The 16,935-nt window shown below is 70.5% G+C and carries 12 protein-coding genes; 10 read left to right on the top strand and 2 right to left on the bottom strand.

Translation table 11 applies throughout. The features are described from left to right. Window positions 1-303 precede the first annotated feature (303 nt). Window positions 304-1,335: a multicopper oxidase domain-containing protein gene (locus VFB40_RS02215; RefSeq protein WP_324847552.1), complete on the top strand. Its 1,032-nt coding sequence runs from the start codon at window positions 304-306 to the stop codon at window positions 1,333-1,335. Between the two features lie 105 nt (window positions 1,336-1,440). On the opposite strand, the gene VFB40_RS02210 is transcribed toward VFB40_RS02215, so the two are convergent. Both VFB40_RS02210 and VFB40_RS02205 read right to left on the bottom strand, forming a co-directional pair. Beyond that, window positions 1,441-2,217 (bottom strand): VIT1/CCC1 transporter family protein, encoded by a 777-nt coding sequence (locus VFB40_RS02210; protein ID WP_414642008.1) that lies wholly within the window; start codon window positions 2,215-2,217, stop codon window positions 1,441-1,443. Window positions 2,218-2,668: 451 nt separating this feature from the next. Further along, window positions 2,669-4,189, bottom strand: a complete 1,521-nt coding sequence (locus VFB40_RS02205; protein ID WP_324847550.1) for an IucA/IucC family protein — start codon at window positions 4,187-4,189, stop codon at window positions 2,669-2,671. 693 nt (window positions 4,190-4,882) lie between these two features. Between VFB40_RS02205 and VFB40_RS02200 the strand changes: the two genes are divergently transcribed. From VFB40_RS02200 to VFB40_RS02160, 9 genes are all read left to right on the top strand, one after another. Continuing rightward, window positions 4,883-5,716, top strand: coding sequence for an IucA/IucC family C-terminal-domain containing protein (locus tag VFB40_RS02200; RefSeq protein ID WP_324847549.1), 834 nt, complete (start codon window positions 4,883-4,885; stop codon window positions 5,714-5,716). A 56-nt stretch (window positions 5,717-5,772) separates the two neighbouring features. After that, on the top strand, window positions 5,773-6,558 hold the full coding sequence (locus VFB40_RS02195) for a hypothetical protein (RefSeq protein WP_324847548.1): 786 nt from the start codon (window positions 5,773-5,775) through the stop codon (window positions 6,556-6,558). Between the two features lie 322 nt (window positions 6,559-6,880). Further along, complete coding sequence (locus VFB40_RS02190; protein ID WP_324847547.1) at window positions 6,881-7,993, top strand: chitinase; 1,113 nt, start codon at window positions 6,881-6,883, stop codon at window positions 7,991-7,993. Between the two features lie 430 nt (window positions 7,994-8,423). Beyond that, window positions 8,424-9,002 carry a hypothetical protein gene (locus VFB40_RS02185; RefSeq protein WP_324847546.1) on the top strand — a complete coding sequence of 193 codons (579 nt, stop codon included), beginning with the start codon at window positions 8,424-8,426 and terminating at the stop codon, window positions 9,000-9,002. Window positions 9,003-9,665: 663 nt separating this feature from the next. Next, window positions 9,666-10,361: an ATP-binding protein gene (locus tag VFB40_RS02180; RefSeq protein ID WP_324847545.1), complete on the top strand. Its 696-nt coding sequence runs from the start codon at window positions 9,666-9,668 to the stop codon at window positions 10,359-10,361. Window positions 10,362-10,537: 176 nt separating this feature from the next. After that, window positions 10,538-13,381, top strand: a complete 2,844-nt coding sequence (locus VFB40_RS02175; protein WP_324847544.1) for an ATP-binding protein — start codon at window positions 10,538-10,540, stop codon at window positions 13,379-13,381. A 278-nt stretch (window positions 13,382-13,659) separates the two neighbouring features. Continuing rightward, complete coding sequence (locus tag VFB40_RS02170; protein WP_349261306.1) at window positions 13,660-14,064, top strand: MarR family winged helix-turn-helix transcriptional regulator; 405 nt, start codon at window positions 13,660-13,662, stop codon at window positions 14,062-14,064. Between the two features lie 143 nt (window positions 14,065-14,207). Next, window positions 14,208-15,929, top strand: a complete 1,722-nt coding sequence (locus VFB40_RS02165) for an MFS transporter (protein WP_324847542.1) — start codon at window positions 14,208-14,210, stop codon at window positions 15,927-15,929. Between the two features lie 100 nt (window positions 15,930-16,029). Beyond that, the coding region (locus VFB40_RS02160; protein WP_324847541.1) for an NAD(P)-dependent alcohol dehydrogenase at window positions 16,030-16,935 on the top strand (906 nt) is incomplete at its 3' end.

Raw genomic sequence — 16,935 nt, 5'->3', positions numbered from 1 at the left:
GATGCTCCGGCCGGCTGAGCTGCGCGCCCAGCCGGCCGGACCGCGTTGGTACAGCCCGACTTTCGAAGGCTGAACACGAGTGCGTCACAGGTTCGGTTCAATCCCCGGCCCGGCCGAATCTCCGCGCCTTCGAACCTTGACGCCGACGGCGCGCCACCCCTAACCTCGGCTCCCAGCGCCGCTCGCTATTAGGTAAGGCTAACCAAACTTATTGCAGGCCTACGGCGAGCCGATCCGCGTCCCGTTCTCCCGGTCTGCACCCTCGCGTGCAGCATCCACCTGCGCAGTCTCGGAGGGTTCTCCATGACCATCGACCGTTTCCGGCTCAGCCGGCGCACGCTGTTCTCGGCAGGCGCCGCGACGACGCTGGCCGGCACCACCCTCGCCACGGCCCCGGCGGCGGACGCGGCCACCGCGCCACTGCACCGGGCCCGCACCCGCGAGTACTGGATCTCCGCCGACAGCTTCCAGCACAACCTGGTCCCCACCGGCAAAGACCTGATGATGGGCACGAGTTTCAAAGCCTCGGACTCGACGTTCTGGGCCATTGGTTACCGCGCCTATACGCCCGGCTGGAAACAAGTGCTGCCCGGCAACGACGACCTCGGGCCGAACACCGGCATCCCGGGGCCGATCATCCGCGCCGAAGTCGGCGACACGGTGGTGGTCCACTTCCGCAACAACGACACGCATTACCGCTGGCCACACAGCATGCACACGCACGGCTTCAGGTACACGCCGGCCGGCGACGGCGCGTACATCGCGACCCAGCCGAACCTGCCGGGCCGGGCGGTGAAGGTCGGCGAGACCTACACCTACACCTGGACCGCGGTCGATTCCTCGGTGGGCACCTGGCCGTACCACGACCACTCGGTCGCGCAGGGAATGGGCTCGATGGGGCCGGGCATGGAACTCGGCGCGGAACTCGGGCTGCTCGGCATCGTCGCCATCACCGATCGGCACACCCCGGCCGTGGACCGGGAGTTCGTGCTCTTCTTCCACGACCTCTACCAGGACGACGTGCCCGCGCTGTCTCAGGACTATGACTGCTTCAACGGCGCCTGCTATCTCGGCAACACCCCGACGTTCACCGCCAGGCTCGGCGAGCGGGTGCGGTGGCGGGTGGCCGCGCTCGGCAAGGAGTTCCACGTCTTCCACGTGCACGGACACCGCTGGCGCGACCCGAGCGGGCAGTACGTCGACGCGCAGATCCTCGGACCCTCCACGACGCTGACGGTGGAGTACACCGAGGACAATCCCGGCGACTGGCTCTACCACTGCCACGTCACCGACCACATGGCCGGCGGCATGGTGGGCCGATACATCGTGCACTGATAGGCGCCCGTCGAAGCAGCAGTGCGAGCGCAGGCCTGCGCGGCGCGATCCGAGGAAGAAACCCGGATCGCGCCGCGCGGCTTTTTACCCCCACCCCATCATTCGTTATCCGACTTGCGCGCCGACGAGATGTCCGACCAGGAACGTCATGCCGGTCGCCAGTGCGCCGAGCGCGAATTGCCGGAACCCGCCCTGCGCTGCCGGCCGCTCGGCCGCCCGCGCCACGACGGCGCCGCCACCGAAGGCGAAAAGGCTGGCCAGGATCAACGAGGCCTTGAACGACGCCGCCCCGATCAGATAGGGCAGCAGCGGCGTGAGCGCGCCGATGGTGAAGGCGCCGAACGAGGCGCTGGCCGCGGTCCACGGCGAGGGCAGGTCGTCCGGGTCGATGCCCAGTTCCTCGCGCGCGTGGACGGTCAGCGCCTGCTCCGGGTCGTCGGACAGCTGCCTGGCGACCTCGAGGGCGAGCGTGGGCTCCAGCCCCTTGCCCATGAACACCTCGGCGAGCTCCGCGAGCTCCCGGCCGGGATTGCGTTCCAGTTCCCGCCGCTCGGCCTCGATCTCCGCGCTGGTGACCTCGTTCTGCGAGGTGACCGAGATGTACTCGCCGGTGGCCATCGAGAACGCGCCGGCGACCAGACCCGCCAGTCCGGTCAGCAGGATCGTGTGATTCGTGGCGTGCGCTCCGGTGGCGCCGGCGATCAGCGAGGCGTTGGTGACGACGCCGTCCATGGCGCCGAACACCGCCGCGCGCAGCCACCCGCCGGTCACGTCCCGGTGCTCGTCGGCGGGGGAACGGTTGCGGCCGAAGTAACGCGGTTCGGGCGGCGGAGGCGGCAGCCGGCGCAGCAAGGCGAGCGTGGCCGGGCTCAGGTGATTCATCGTGTGCTGAGCCGGCGGCGCCGTCTGGGTCTGGGCACCCGGCCACGAAGGCGCGGCCTGCGGCGGATAGCCGGCCGGTCCCGGCATGGGCGGCGGCATCGGCGGCATCATCGAAGCCCCGGGCGGCGGCGCCATCTGCGGCGGCATCTGCGGCGCCGACATCTGTGGCATGACCTGGGTCTGGGTCGGCTGCAGATTCTGCGTCGGCAGCGTCGGCCAGCCGCCGCTGGTCCGCAGCAGCTCGTCATAGAGCGGCGACGAGGTCGGCGACCCGGCCGGTGACGAGCCGTCAGAGTAAGAGCCACCAGGGTACGAGCCGTCAGGCGCGAAGGTCGGCGTGGACACGGATCATCCCCCAAGGAAGTAAGACATGGAACTCTCCTGCCTGCTTTTCAGTCAGCAGCTTGCTTGAGCGGCCGGACTCGCGACCGGCCGGATCGTCGAGCAGGCGTCACCGCCCACCGCATCGCGCCAGCGGGTTGGGAATGTCGATGTAGATCGGTTCGGCGAGCGCCGCCGCGTCCCGCGCTCCGGTTCCCGGGCCGCCGATTCCGGTCAGCAGGTTCGCCTCGCACCGCAGCGTGTCCGCCTCCAGCAGCGCGGTCACCGGCTGCGGCACCGCCCTGCCGCGACGCGCGAACCGGATCAGGAAGCCGCGAAGATCGTCGAGGAGCACCAGTTCGTCGGCCAGGCGCTGCGACCCGAACGCCCCGATCAGACCGAGCAGGTTCTCGACGCCGAGCCGGTAGCCCAGGCGTTCATCCGCGACGTCGTCGGCGACGATCGCCCCACTCTCCCGTCCCGCCCCCGGCACCCACTGCGACAACCGCTCGGCCCGCGACGCGGCGAAGTACGGCCCCTGATCACCGCGGTATCGGCCGCCGACCGGCCAGCCGCCCGCGTTCACGGCCACGAGCGTGTTCTGCTGATGGGCGTCCAGCGCGATGCCGTGCTCGGCATACAGCCAGAGAATCGGCTCCACCACCGCGTCCAGATATCTGCCGAACCACTCGCGCGCCACCTCGTGCACCCGCCGGCGCGAGCGCACCGACAGCCCCTTGACAAAGCAGGCGAGCAGCGACGGATCGGCGCCCGGGCGCTCGGCGACCAGGCCGGCCAGGCAATGCACCAGATTGCCCGGGCCAAAAGGGTTCTCGCGCAGCGACACTTCAAGCCCGCTGGGCAAGTTCTCGGCGCCGGCCACGTCGACGGCGAGCCAGGCCTGGTCGCGCACGAATTCGAACCCGGGGTGCGCGGCGGCCAGTTCGGCGCCAAGCCCCGCCTCGAGAATTCGATGCATTTCCACGCCGCGTTTCAACTGCGCGCGCGTGCCTTCCTGGTCCACACCGCTGGTTCGCAACGTGAGCGGGAGGGTGAGCATCAGAGGGTTGTCAGACCGGTATACGGTCCGCAACGACGACGTCGGGTGCCACATCTGGCCCGCCGGACCCAGATCGCGCAGCATCCCGGTGCTGAGCATGGCCTGGATCGAGGGATTGCCGAGCAGCACACCGGCCTGCCACGGATGGGCTGGAATCGGCACCATGCCGTCCGGAACGTCGAGGTCGGTGCCGGCGATCGCGGCGATGACTGCCTCGGCGCGCTCGGACCGCGCGCTGTCGCCCGTCACCAGTTCCGGCGAGGCGGCGAACCAGTGCAGCGGGAAGCGGCCGCGCAGTTCCGGCGAGTAGGCCCCAAGTTCCGCCGAGGTCAGCTCGTCGCGGCTCTTGGGCGACGGGTGCAGCGGGTAGCCGGTGATGAGCGCCTGCTCGCTGGACAGGAAAGGCGTCGTGCCCAGCGGATCGCCGGGCCGGTTCCACCGCTCGGCCAGAAAGCGGGCCGTGTTCGCGGCCGAGTAGGCGACCCGCCCGACCAGTTGCGCGACCGTGTCCTGCCGGCCGTCGCCGATCACTTCGAGCGCCAGCACGGCGGCGAGCGTGGCTGGGTCCACTGGCTTGTGCACCGGATCCACGCCAGGACCCCAGTGCTGGTCGTCCGCGTAACGGTCGCCGGTATGCGCCGAATCGACGTGCCCTGTGTCGATCATCCGGGCCGGGCCGAACCGGTGCCAGCCGACCGGCGACCAGTACGTGACCGGCACCTCTATACGCACCTCGGAGTTCGCCAGCGTCAGCCGAAGTATCCGGTCCGCCGGCTCCGGGATCGCCCGCTCGCGCACCCAGCAACGCAGAAGGTTGCCGATGGTGACGCCGTCGGCCGCCAGGGACGGCTCGGGTCCGGCGCCGAGATCGGTGCGCGGCGCGGTACGTGCGAGGCAGGCTCCCGATCCGGCCGGCCGCACCGCGCGGACGGTCTCGGTCAGCATCTTTCCTCCATGAGACCGGGCCTCCCCTGCTTGGCGGCGGGTCCGGCAACCGACGTCGCCGCGCCGAAGACCTGCGGGGCAACGCCTGCATCCGATTTCCGGCGGATCGCGTCTAGGAGGGCAAGGCAGCTTTGACTGAGGGCAAGAGGCGCGGGTCCCGGGCAAGGACCAGCGCTAAAAAGCATGGATGGCAACGTGCCTCCGAGGAGTACGAGGGCGAAGAAGGCGGCTTCGCCTGTGACTCGTGTAGGGGTGGCACGATGCGCACGACGCTGCGGTTCAACGGTGCGTATGGCAAGTTAACCGGGTCTGTGGCGGACCTGAGATGAGCCTCCGTCGGTGAACCGATCCGGTGCGGCGCGCGTGTACGGGGCCATGCCGATCCAGCCGCCTTACCCCCCTGAATCATTAAGCTGCGATACCAGGCCACAGTTCATCGTCAATTCCCTGATCGTCTCCGATCCGGGCAATTGGATTCCCGCCACCGAGCTGACCAGCGGCACATGCCTTGACGTGCTATTCGAGCTGCCCTACCGGCTCTGGGCCGCTCCCCCGCACGCCGCCGTGACGTTGGCCTGGAAGACTTACACCTACCGTCTCGCCCAACCGCTGGCCGCGGCCTGGACCATGGCCCGCGAAGTGCCGCTGCTCTCGGCGGACAACGTGCTGTTCCAGCTCCTGCCCGAACAGCCGTACATCTCCATCGGACTGCGGCGCCCCACCACGGCCGTACTGCCCACCCACGCCGCGCGCAGGTCGGACGGCGCGGTAGTGCTCGCCGACGAGGAACGCCAGCTCGACTTCCTTCGCAGTACGCTGATCGAAGAGCACTTAGTCCCGATGCTGCGCCAGACGACCGCGGCCAAGAAGATCAGCGAGCGGGCGCTGTGGGGCCAGGCCGCAGCCGCGTTCGCCTACGCCTTCGCCGACATCTCCGTCACCGCGGCCGCCGACGCCAACCGCTTCACCGCGCTGCTTCCGGTGCCGGGTCTCGCCGGAGTCGGCGAGGACGACACCGTCTGGCGCGACACCTGCTGCCTGGCCTTCGCCTCTCCCGCACTGACCGCCTGCCGGGACTGCGTCACGGTGTCCCGCGCCCGCCGTACTCCGCGACGACTCGTCGGCCACGCCGCACGCATCCTGCACCGCGAGTCCCGCGACCACGACTGCTGAACACTCCGTCCACAGACAAACCGTGTCCATCCCGCGCGCGCGGGTACTCCGGTCCCATGGACCTACACCGACACGACGCGGACAAGGACACCGAGCCAACCGCCAACTCGGCGAAGAGCGGCCGCGACATCGCCGCCATCGTCGGGGAAATCGTGCGCGGTGATCCGACGCAGCAACGCTCCGGCCGACTCGTTTCCACGCTCGCCGGCGTCCTTCGCCGGCAGCGGCACGGCCAAGACCGCGCATATGGCGTGCGCTCCTTCGGGCAGCGCATGGCCGACGAGGTCTTGGCAGTTGCACCACGCCTCCCCGTGCGCGACCTGGCGACCCTGCGCGCACAGTTCCCCGGGCGTTCACCGGACCAATTGGCCGACGCGCTAATCGACGGCGCGACCAAGGCCAGCGCGACGGTGGGCGCAGCGGTGGGCGTGTGGGCGTTGCTGCCGATCGCCCCGCTGTTCGCGGTCGAGGTGGCGGCCGAGACGCTGGCCGTCGCGGGAATCGAGATCAAGCTGATCGCCGAGTTGCACGAGGTGTACGGCCTGCGCGCGCCGGGCACGGCCGTGGACCGGATGACCGCGTACACGGCCGCCTGGGCGGACCGGCGCGGCGTCGTGCTCGCCCCCGGAAACCTGGTGCTCGCGGTGGGTCCGGCGCTGCGCAGGCGGCTCTCCCGCCGCCTGGCCCGCCGCGCCGGCCGCAGCGTCCTCTCGCTCGGACCGCTGCTCAGCGGCGCCGCCGCCGGAGCACTCGCCAACCGTCGCGAGACCCGCCGCCTCGGCCGCATCATGTGCGCCGAACTGCGCCGCGCCCAGCCCGGCGGAAACCCGCGCAGCTTCTAGGCCCACGCCGCTCACGCAGCGTCCAATAGCCCAGCTCCCTGATACCCGATGCGAGTCGGCCCCGCCGACTCGCACGCCTCCGCCACCACCCGCACCCGATCACTCAGCTCCTCGACCGCGCCCGCACAGCCCGACCCCACCGCCTCGAACGCCTCCGCACCCGATCACTCAGCTCCCTTAGCGCCCTGACACGAGCCGGCTCCGTCCCCCCGCTCCAGCCCTTGACGCCGTCCTGGCGCCGCCCTATCTTCGCGATCGGTTAGACAACTTTCCTAACTTAACGGCGAAGCGTCGGCAGTCCCTGCCGGCGAAGGAGCGAGCGATGACCAAAGTTCGATGGATGGGTACGGCCCTCGCGGCCTGTGCCCTCGTCGCGACGGGAGCGATGATGCCGGCCTCCGCATCGGCGCACTCGCCCGCCTCGGCGTCGTCGTCACTGTCGACCGGCGCGTCCGCGGCCGCTGGCGGGCTCGACCGCGACCACAGCACAGCTCGGCCACTGCCGCGGCATATCTTCGCGCCCTACTTCGAGGGCTACACCACCGACGATCCGGCCGTGCTCTCCGCTGAGTCCGGCGCGAAGTACCTGACCCTCGCGTTCATCCAGACCCCGGCTCCCGGCTCGTGCGACCTTGACTGGAATGGCAACGCCGCGACCCCGATCGCCTGGTCGACATACGGCGCGGCGATCGCGCGGATGCGCGCGGCGGGCGGCGACGTGATCCCGTCCTTCGGCGGCTACAGCGCCGACCACGCGGGCGAGGAGATCGCCGACAGCTGCACCGACGTGGCGAAGATCGCGGCCGACTACGAGAAGGTCATCACCACCTACGGCGTCACCCGGCTCGACTTCGACGTCGAGGACAACTCGCAGACCAACCCGGCCGGGATCGACCGCCGCAACAAGGCGATCCGGCTCGTCGAGCAGTGGGCAGCGTGCCACGGCCGCACCGTGCAGTTCGTGTACACGATCGGCACCAACATGACCGGACTCGACGTGCCCGACGGAATCAGCATCCTGCAGAACGCGGTCACGAACCACGCCCGGATCGACATCGTCAATATCATGACGTTTGACTACTACGACAACGCGCCGCACGAGATGGGCCAGGACACGATCACCGCAGCCAAGGCCGTGATCCAGCAGCTGCGCACGGTCTACCCGCACAAGGGCGAGACGGAGCTCTGGCACATGCTCGGCATCACCGAGATGCTCGGCATCGACGACTTCGGCCCGCCGGAGATCTTCACCACCGCCGACGCGGCGATGGTCGAGCATTGGGCGCGGTCGACCGGTATCGCCGAGCTCTCGTTCTGGGCGCTGGAGCGGGACAACGGCGGCTGCGTCGGTACGGCGGGCAGTGACAGCTGCTCGGGGATCGCGCAGAGCACTTGGCAGTTCAGCCACACATTCGAGCCGTTCACGCGGCACTGAGGACACGTGCGCGAGCTGATAGGCCCGTTCGGCCTCCGAGCGAGCATCAGCGTATCGACGCGCCAACTAAGGACCCTGATGCGAGCTGATGGCCTGTCCGGCACCCGAGCGGGCATCAGCGTGTCGATGCGCTAGCTGAGGATCCTTCGCGCGCTGATGGCCCGTTCGGCACTCCGAGCGGGCCATCAGCGCGTCGCGCCCCCAGCCGATCGGCCACCTCCGATCAGCCACCTCCGATCAGCCACCTCCGATCGAGGCCGGACAACTTCCGCCGGAACCCTTGACCCCTGTCACTGCCCGCCGTACCCTGCCCAACGTTAGTTAGGAAAGTTGACTAACTTGATCGGACGCCCATAAGGCGGCCACTCCGGCGGCGCACGGCTGGAAGGGAACGTACGACCCAACGAACAAGAGGAGAGACTTACCCACCATGCGACTGACCAAGACGCGCCTGACGGCGCTGATCGGCGGCCTGCTCGCGGTCGCGCTGGCCGGGTTCGGCCTGTTCGCGTCCGCCACCTCGGCTCAGGCCAGCACCACGCGCCACTTCCTGGTCACCCTCTACGGCTGGCCGGACAACTCCCCGCCCGGAGCCGACATCGCCTACCCGAAGAGCGACGGCAACCACACCATCCACAACTCGGCCGGCGGCGTCGGCACGTATTCGAACCCGATCACGTACGCCACGGACAAGTCCGAACTGGCCATCGGGACCAAGGTCTACTACCCCTACCTGCACCGTTACTTCATCATGGAAGACGACTGCGTCGAGTGTGACCAGGACTGGACGGGTCACGGCCCGGACGGCGGTCCGAAGCTGTACCACATCGACCTGTGGATCGGCGGCAAGGGCGGCAACTCCAGCAAGGTGATCTCCTGCGAGGACGACCTCACTCAGGACTCGGCCTCGGTGATCGTCAACCCGCCGAGCAACGAGCCGGTGGACACCACTCCGCTGTACAACTCCAGCACCAATAAGTGTTACAACCCATCCAGCTTCCATGGATGACCCTGCCGCGGTTTGAACAGCACGGTGGCGGCGGCCGGAAGCCCGGCCGCCGCCACTGTCGTGCGAGAGTGCGACAACGCACCGTGCGAGAGTGCGATTGTGCGGTAGTGCATCGTGCTGTGTTGCGGTACTGCATTGTGCGGTAGTGCTCCGTGCGATGTTGCAGTACTGCATTGTGCGGTAACACATGGTGCAGTGGTGCGTTGTGCGGTAGTGCATCGTGCTGTGTTGCGATTGTGCGGTTGTGCGGTTGTGCGGTAACGCATCGTGCATCGTGCAAGGTGATCCGCGAATCGATCCGCCGCCACCGCGGCGGTCCAACCGTGGTCGCGGCCGGTGGACTGTCGCGGTAGCGACGGCGGTCCCCACATTCGCGCCTCCGGCCGGGCATCGTCATCCGCCACCTGGCGGATATCGCCGCCGGATTCCGCGCCGTCGCGAGCGGGCGGCCTGCGCTGGAGCCAATCTCCGCCATGTGGCGGATGACGGCGTTGCGCGCCTCCGGTAGTTCTGAAGCCTGCCGTCGCCGCCGCCGGACTACGGTCCAGCCGTCGATCACGGCGGCCACCTCCGTGTGGACCGTGCCGGCCGGCGGCGACGGCATACCGAACTAGTGGAGCCGATCGCGATGTACAGACCCACCGCCTCCGGGCGGCGATGACAATGCTCGAACCGGCTGATCCCTGGCTGCGCCCGCGCCGACCGGGACCTGGCGCGAGGCCCGCCGGCCTGGCCACCACGACCGCGGAGCGCCCCGACGACCACGTGCCGCTGCCGGCCGTGCCGGTAGCGGCGGGATGGGCCCGCAGGCGCGCCGTCGAACTGCTCCACGCCCGGGGTCTGCACCCGGACACCGCCGATGACGTAAGTCTGCTGATCTCCGAGCTGGTGACCAACGCCCTGGTGCACGGCCTGTCCGCCGCCACGGCGACCGCATCCCCGGCGCGCTGCGCCCAATGCGGCGGGCAACTCTGCCTGAACCTGCGCGACGAGCCCGGCGCAGTACTCATCGAGGTCTTCGACGCAGCGATCCTCCCGCCGCGGCGTGCGGAAGGAACGTTCGGCCCGGCCGCGTTCGGCGCGGACGCATTCGGCACAGAACCGCTCAACGCGGACACGTTCGGCGCGGACACGTTCGACACAGACTCCCTTGACCCGGCCGCGCTCTCCCCGGCGGCATTCGACCAGGACCCACTGCAGGAGGCGGCATACGACGAGGCGTTTGACGGGATCGGGTTCAACGACACCGAGCGCGGACGCGGCCTGATGCTGGTCGCGAGCCTGAGCGAGGAACAGGGTTATTACCTGCCGCCGACCGGCGGCAAGGTGGTCTGGTGCGTTGTGAAGGCCGACGTCTGAGACGGACTCCCCGCGTCTCAGCCGTCGCCTAAAGCAACGCAGCCCCGTTCCCCGGCTCACCCTGCCGCCGGCCACATCGCATAGCGCGAAGACCGCTCGCCGCATCGCGGCGCGCCGCCACAGTTTTCGCGCCGATTCCGCGCGCCTTGACACGGTGACGACTTACGCTTGATCCCATGACGCTGGCACCGTTGGCCGGGAGGGAACGCGAGCTCCGCAGTATTCGAACGCTGATTCAGAACGGCGAGCGCGGCCACGGCGGCGCCCTGTGGATCGTCGGCGAGCCCGGCATCGGCAAGAGCGCCCTGCTTGACGCGTTCGACCAGGAGGGACGCGAGCGCGGCTTCCAGGTGCTACGCGGCTCGGCCCGGCAGCTGGAGGCGGGCCTGCCGTTCGCCGCGATCGCGTCCTGCCTCGGGATAGACGGACCCAACCCGCTCGGCGCCGCGGTGCGCGTCGGCGAGGTGCTGCGGGCCGACCAGAGCGACGACGCGTCCTCGGCGCCGTATCGGGAACTGGTCATCATCGAGACGATCCTCAACGCGGTGGACGAGTGGTGCGCCGCCGGTCCGGTGGCGATCCTGCTCGACGACGCGCAGTGGGCCGACCGGCCGAGCCTGCTGGCGTTGCGCCGCATCGGCGTGATGGCCCACCACCATCCGCTCGCCCTGGCGCTGACCACCCGGGCCGTGCCGCAGAACGAGGACCTGGTCCAGCTGCTGACCGAACTTGAGGCGCAGGGCGGCCAGGCGCTGCACCCCGCGCCGCTGCCCACGCCGCAGGTCGCCGAGCTGGTGGAGCGGCAGCTCGGCGCCCGGCCCGACCGCGGGCTGCTGCACCTGGTGGCCGGCGCGGCGGGCAACCCGCTGTACGTCACCGAACTCGTCGCGGCGCTGAGCCGGGAGGGCTGGATCCGGATCGCAAACGGCGCGGCGACCTACGACGCCGGGGCCTCCCGCGCCGCCGACGCGCCCGAACGGGCGCAACTGCCCGGGACCCTGGCCGAGGCCATCCTGCGCCGGCTCGACTTCCTGCCCCGGCCGGCCCGCACCACGCTCCAGCTGGCCGCGGCGCTCGGCGAGGGCCTGAACGTAGGCGAGCTCGTGGTGATCCTCGGCAAGTCCCCGGTCGAGCTGTACGCCGTGATCGAGGAGGCGGTGCGGGCCGGACTGCTCGTCGACAGCGCCGGTGAGCTGGTCTTCCGGCACGACCTCATCCGGCAGGCACTGAGCGAGAGCCTGCCCGCGACAGTGCAAGACGGCCTGCGCATCCAAGCCGCGCACGCGCTCGCGGACTCGGGAGCGGCCGTCGAGCGTGTGGTGCGCTACCTCTCAGACGACGCCGCCCTCGACGCGCGCATGCTCGACTGGCTGGCGGGTTCCGCCGATGCGCTCGTGGTGCGCGCGCCGCGAGCCGCGGTCGAACTGCTGGAGCGGGCGCGTGCCCGCGTGGATCCCGCGGATCCGCACTCGGCGGTGTTCCGGCGCCAACTGGTGCGGGCGCTGCTGTGGGTCGGCGAACCGCACCGGGCCGAGCAGGCCGCACGCGCCGCCCTTGCCGCGGACGGGGATCGGGACGCCGAGGTCGCGCTGCGGGAGATGCTCATCCACGCCTGCTTCCAGCAGGGCCGGGTCAGACTGGCGGGCGCGGAGGCGCAGGAGGCGATGCAGCTGCCCGGGCTTACCACGCCGCAGGCCGCGCGCTTCGAGTTCCTGGCCATGCAGTGCCGCTTCACCGTCGGCGGCCTCGATCCGGCGGAAGAACCGGCCGCGCAGCGGATGATCGCGGTGGACGACGGTGAGGTGCGCGCCTATGGGCTGAGCTATCTGGGCTGCCTGCGCTTCCTGACCGGGCGCTACGCGGAGGCGCTCGACTATGTCGAGCAGGCGCGTTCGGCGATCGCCGAACGCGACGCGCTGCCGGAGTGGACCTCGGGCAACGAGCTGAACCGGGCGATCTGCCTGGCCGAGCTCGATCAGCTCGCGCAGGCCGCCGAGGCGTTCGAGTCGGGCACCCGGCGGGCTGAGGCGCACGGCAGTTTCTACTGGTCCTGGTACCGGATGGGCGCCGCCGGCGTGCACGTCCTGGCCGGACGCTGGGATGACGCGCTCGCGGAGATCAAGGCGGGGCTGGACACCGCCGAGGCCCTCGGCCCGCGCGGGTTGAACAGCGGCTGGGGTCTGCGCAGCCAGCAGGCGCTGCTGGCCGCCCATCGCGGTGAGCTGGAGACGGCCGTCGCGCTGCTGCACACCGACGAGCCGGTGCGCCGGGAGACCTTCTACGGGTACTTGCGGCTGTGGGCCGAGGCGCTGGTCTACGAGGCGCAGGACCAACCGCTCGCGGCGCTGGACCTGCTGTTCGAGGCCTGGCAGAAGGCGGGCGAGCTGCGCCTGCATCGCGGTCTGCATTATGTGTGCCCTGATATCGCCAGGCTGGCGGCGACGCTCGGCGACGCGCAGCGCGGGCGAACGCTGGCGGACGACGTGCAAGCGCTGGCCGGCGCCGAACCGGTGCCCAGCATGCGGGCGACGGCCCGGCTCTGCCGAGCGCTGGTGGACGGCGATCCGGAGCTGATGCGGCAGGCGGAGCAGGACTATGCCACCGCGGCGCGTCCGCTGTATCAGGCCTATGCCGCCGAGAACGCCGCGGCGCTGTTCGCCCGGGACGGCCGGCTGGCGCAGGCGCGGGCCGAGCTGGCGACCGCCGCAGAGCTCTACGAAGGCCTTGAGGCACGCTGGGACCTGGTGCGCGCGGAGCAGCGGCTGCGCCGGGAAGGCGTGCGCCGGACCGGTCAGGGCGCGCGGCTGCTGCGCCCGAAGAGCGGCTGGGAATCGCTGACCGAGACCGAGCGCCGGATCGCGGCGCTGGTCGCCGAGGGCAACTCCAATCCCGCCATCGCGTCGCGATTGTTCATCTCCCGGCGCACCGTGCAGTCCCACGTGTCCAGCATCCTGGCCAAGTTGAACCTGACCTCCCGGGTGGAGCTGGCCGTCGTGGCCCATCAGCACGCCGGGGACTGAGATCCGCGGACTGAGCTCCGGGCGCGCGCACCGCTGCGGTCAGGCGCTTGCATCCCAGTGGCCCGGGCGCCCGGCACCTCGGTGCGCCGACGAGTCGGCGCCCTGGCAGACTTGATTGCTGTTGGTCATCAGGAAGCCGTAACGATCGAAGCGCGGGGCCGCCCCGCCCGGAGCGACGGAGGACGCCGGTGCCGACACGCGCCGCACACACGGACGGCCAAGCGCGCCCGAAACTCTCCCGCGCCACCGCGGAGGGCGAGCCGACGCTGCTGTACGTGATGAAGCAGGTTGAACTGGCGGTGCGCGCCGAGCTCGACGAGATCGCGCGGCCGGCCGGGCTGACCGCGTTGCAGTACACCGCGCTGACCGTCCTCGAGCGGCATCCGAACCTCACCTCCGCGCAGCTCGCGCGCAACTCCTTCGTGACCGCACAGGCGATGGCGGACATGGTCGCGGCGCTGCAGGAGCGCGAGCTGATCGAGCGGCACCGGGACGAGCAGGACCGGCGCCGCCTGGTGCTCGCGCTGACCCCGCAGGGGCGCCGGCTGCTGTGCCGGCTGCGGGATCAGGTCGCGGCGCTGGAGGACAGGATGCTTGCCGGTCTCACTGATCATCAGATCCTGCAGCTGCGCTCCAGCCTGCTGTCCTGCCGTGCGGCGTTGTCCGGTCACCTGCCGCACTGAGCCGCGCGGCCGGATCGGGCCTCCCCTCCGTCGATGATCAGGTTGCCTGTCGAAAAATAATCATCAGGAAACCTGTACGTCTCGGGTTGCTTGTGGCACCCTCGCCCCAAGGACGCAACCCACCCGGACGCAGGAGGCCACCGTTGTCCACCCCTGTGCGACTCGACACCGCAGGCTCAACCGATCAAACGCACCGCCTCAGCCGCGGCACCCTGGCCGCCGCCGCGATCGCGGTGTGCGTCGCCCAGGTCGCGCTGGCCATCCCGGCCGTGCTCAACGGCCTGTTCCAGCAGGACCTGGGCACCAGCTCGGCGCAGCTGACCTGGATCTCGGACGCCTTCCTGGTCCCGGTCACCCTGCTTGAGCTGACCTTCGGCGTGCTCGGCGACCTGTTCGGGCGCAAGCGGCTGCTGGTGTCGGGCACCGCGCTGCTGATGGTCGGCCAGCTCATCAGCGTGCTCACGCCGGGCGCCGCCAGCTCGACCGGCACCAGGGTGCTGGTCCTGTGGATCGGCCAGATCCTCTCCGGGCTCGGCGCCGCGGCGATCTTCCCGACCAGCCTGGCGATGGTGGCCGCCGGTACGCACACCGCGCGCGACCGCTCCCGGGCCATCTCGATCTGGGCCGCGGCCCTCTCCTCCGGCGGCTTCGTCTCCCCGGTGCTCGGCGGCTGGCTCGCCAGGTACCACTTCGGCAGCGACGAGTTCGCCAGCTGGCGCTGGGCCTTCGTCGCGGTCATCGTGCTGGCTGCGATCAGCACGGCGGTCTCCGCGAAGTGGGCGCGCAACTCCTCCGCCCCGGCCGGCCGCTCCCTGGACTGGGTCGGCCAAATCACCATCGCGGTGGCCATGTTCGCCCTGCTCTACGCGGTGATTCAGGGCCCGACCAGCGGTTGGGGCAACGGCGGCGTCATCGCCGGGTTCATCATCGCGGCCGTGTTCCTGGCGCTGTTCGTGGTGGCCGAACTGCGCGGCGCCGCACCGCTGCTGCGCCTCGACCTGTTCGCCAACCGGGCCTTCGCCATCGCCTCGATCGCGACGGTCATCGGCATGTTCGCCTACCTCGGCACCGCGTACGCGACCAGCATCCGGCTCTCCGCGATCCAGGGTTTCACCCCGCTCAAGACCTCGATCGCCTTCCTGCTGCTCAACGGCATGGCACTGCTCATGGTGCCGCTGACCTCGCGGGTGCTCGAGCACTACAACCCGCGCTGGACCCTCGGCATCGGCTTCACGCTGATCGCCGGCGGCGACTTCTGGCTCACCTCGCTGTCCGCGAGCAACCTGTCCGTCGCGCCGGTCATCGTCCCGCTGCTGTTCGTCGGCACCGGCTTCGCGCTCGCGCTGTCCTCGGTGACCGCCGTCGCGGTCAACACCGTGCCGAACCACCTGGCCGGTATGGCGAGCGGATCGACCAGCATGCTGCGTGACTTCGGCTTCACGCTCGGGCCCGCCGTCGTCGGCGCGATCGCGCTCAGCCGCGCCGCCGCCGAGATCTCGAACAAGGTCAACAGCAGCCCCGCGCTGTCCAAGGCGCTCACGGCCTTCAACGGCTCCGCGGCCTCGGCGCCCGCCGCGCAGAAGCCGCAACTGGAGGCCGCGATCGGCGCGGTGAACTCCGGGCCGCTCGGCGCCAACGCGGTGCCGGGCGCGGTCACCCTGCCCAACGGTCAGACCGTGCCGTTCAACCCGCTCAAGGACGTCGCCTTCCACGCCCTCGACCACGCCTACTCCATCGGCTACCTGGTGTGCGGCCTCTCCGCGCTGGCCGCGGCGCTGCTGGCCGCGCTCGGCCTCGGCGGACGCACCCACGAGGCGATGATCAGCACCGAATCCCTCGCCGAGGATCTGACTCCGGTCGAGTGACCACCGGACGCGGCCGGGCCACGTGCCCGGCCGCGCACCTCGCCGGCACCGCCGCTTTGCCGGCCCTGCACATCCCCACCCTCCCGGAGGATTCTCCGCCATGCCGCAAACCACCACCGCCGCCCTCGTCGAGACCGCCGGAGCGCCGTTCTCCCTCGCGGAGGTCGAACTCGACGATCCCAGACCCGACGAGGTCGTCGTCCGGGTGACGGCAGCAGGGATCTGCCACACCGACCTGGGCGTCGCCGCGGGCGCGCTGCCGTTCCCGTTGCCGGGCGTGCTCGGCCACGAGGGCGCGGGGATCGTCGAGGCGGTCGGATCCGCGGTCACCCGCGTGCGGCCCGGCGACCAGGTGCTGCTCTCGTTCACCTCGTGCGGGCGCTGCGCCAACTGCCGCGACGGGCACCCGGCGTACTGCCTGGCCTGGCTGCCGCTGAACCTGCTCGGCGGGGCGCGCGCCGACGGATCGGCGACAATCCACAAGGACGGCGCCGCCCTCGGCAGCCACTTCTTCGGCCAGTCCTCGTTCGCCCGCCTCGCCGTGGTGGACGAGCGCAGCCTGGTGCGCGTGCCCGAAGGCGCGCCGCTTGACCTGCTCGCGCCGCTCGGCTGCGGTGTGCAGACCGGATTCGGCGCGGTCGTCAATGTCCTGCGACCGCGGCCCGGAGCCACGATCGTGGTCACCGGAGCGGGCGCGGTCGGCCTGTCCGCCGTGATGGCCGCGCGGTTGACTCCCGCGACGCGGATCATCGCCGTCGACCGGGTTCCGGATCGGCTGGAGTTGGCCGCGCAACTCGGGGCCACGGACACGCTCGACACCTCCGGCCTCGGTTCCGGGAGCGCCGGCCTCGCCGCGGCCCTCGCCGACCTGACCGGCGGCCACGGCGCCGACGGCGTCATCGAGACCACCGGCAACGCGCTGGTGCTCGGCGACGCGATCAGCGCGCTGGCGGTGCGCGGCTGCGCGGTCGTGGTCGGCGCTCCGGCGTTCGGCACCAAGGTCCCC

This window comes from Actinocrinis sp. (assembly GCF_035650855.1).
Classification (GTDB): domain Bacteria; phylum Actinomycetota; class Actinomycetes; order Streptomycetales; family Catenulisporaceae; genus Actinocrinis.
This window is presented reverse-complemented; position numbering and strand designations above follow the sequence as displayed.

Coding starts and splice junctions, on each gene's coding strand:
- VFB40_RS02215 (WP_324847552.1), top strand. CDS start 304: ATGACCATCGACCGTTTCCGGCTCAGCCGGCGCACGCTGTTCTCGGCA.
- VFB40_RS02210 (WP_414642008.1), bottom strand. CDS start 2,217: ATGAATCACCTGAGCCCGGCCACGCTCGCCTTGCTGCGCCGGCTGCCG.
- VFB40_RS02195 (WP_324847548.1), top strand. CDS start 5,773: ATGGACCTACACCGACACGACGCGGACAAGGACACCGAGCCAACCGCC.
- VFB40_RS02190 (WP_324847547.1), top strand. CDS start 6,881: ATGACCAAAGTTCGATGGATGGGTACGGCCCTCGCGGCCTGTGCCCTC.
- VFB40_RS02185 (WP_324847546.1), top strand. CDS start 8,424: ATGCGACTGACCAAGACGCGCCTGACGGCGCTGATCGGCGGCCTGCTC.
- VFB40_RS02180 (WP_324847545.1), top strand. CDS start 9,666: ATGCTCGAACCGGCTGATCCCTGGCTGCGCCCGCGCCGACCGGGACCT.
- VFB40_RS02175 (WP_324847544.1), top strand. CDS start 10,538: ATGACGCTGGCACCGTTGGCCGGGAGGGAACGCGAGCTCCGCAGTATT.
- VFB40_RS02170 (WP_349261306.1), top strand. CDS start 13,660: ATGAAGCAGGTTGAACTGGCGGTGCGCGCCGAGCTCGACGAGATCGCG.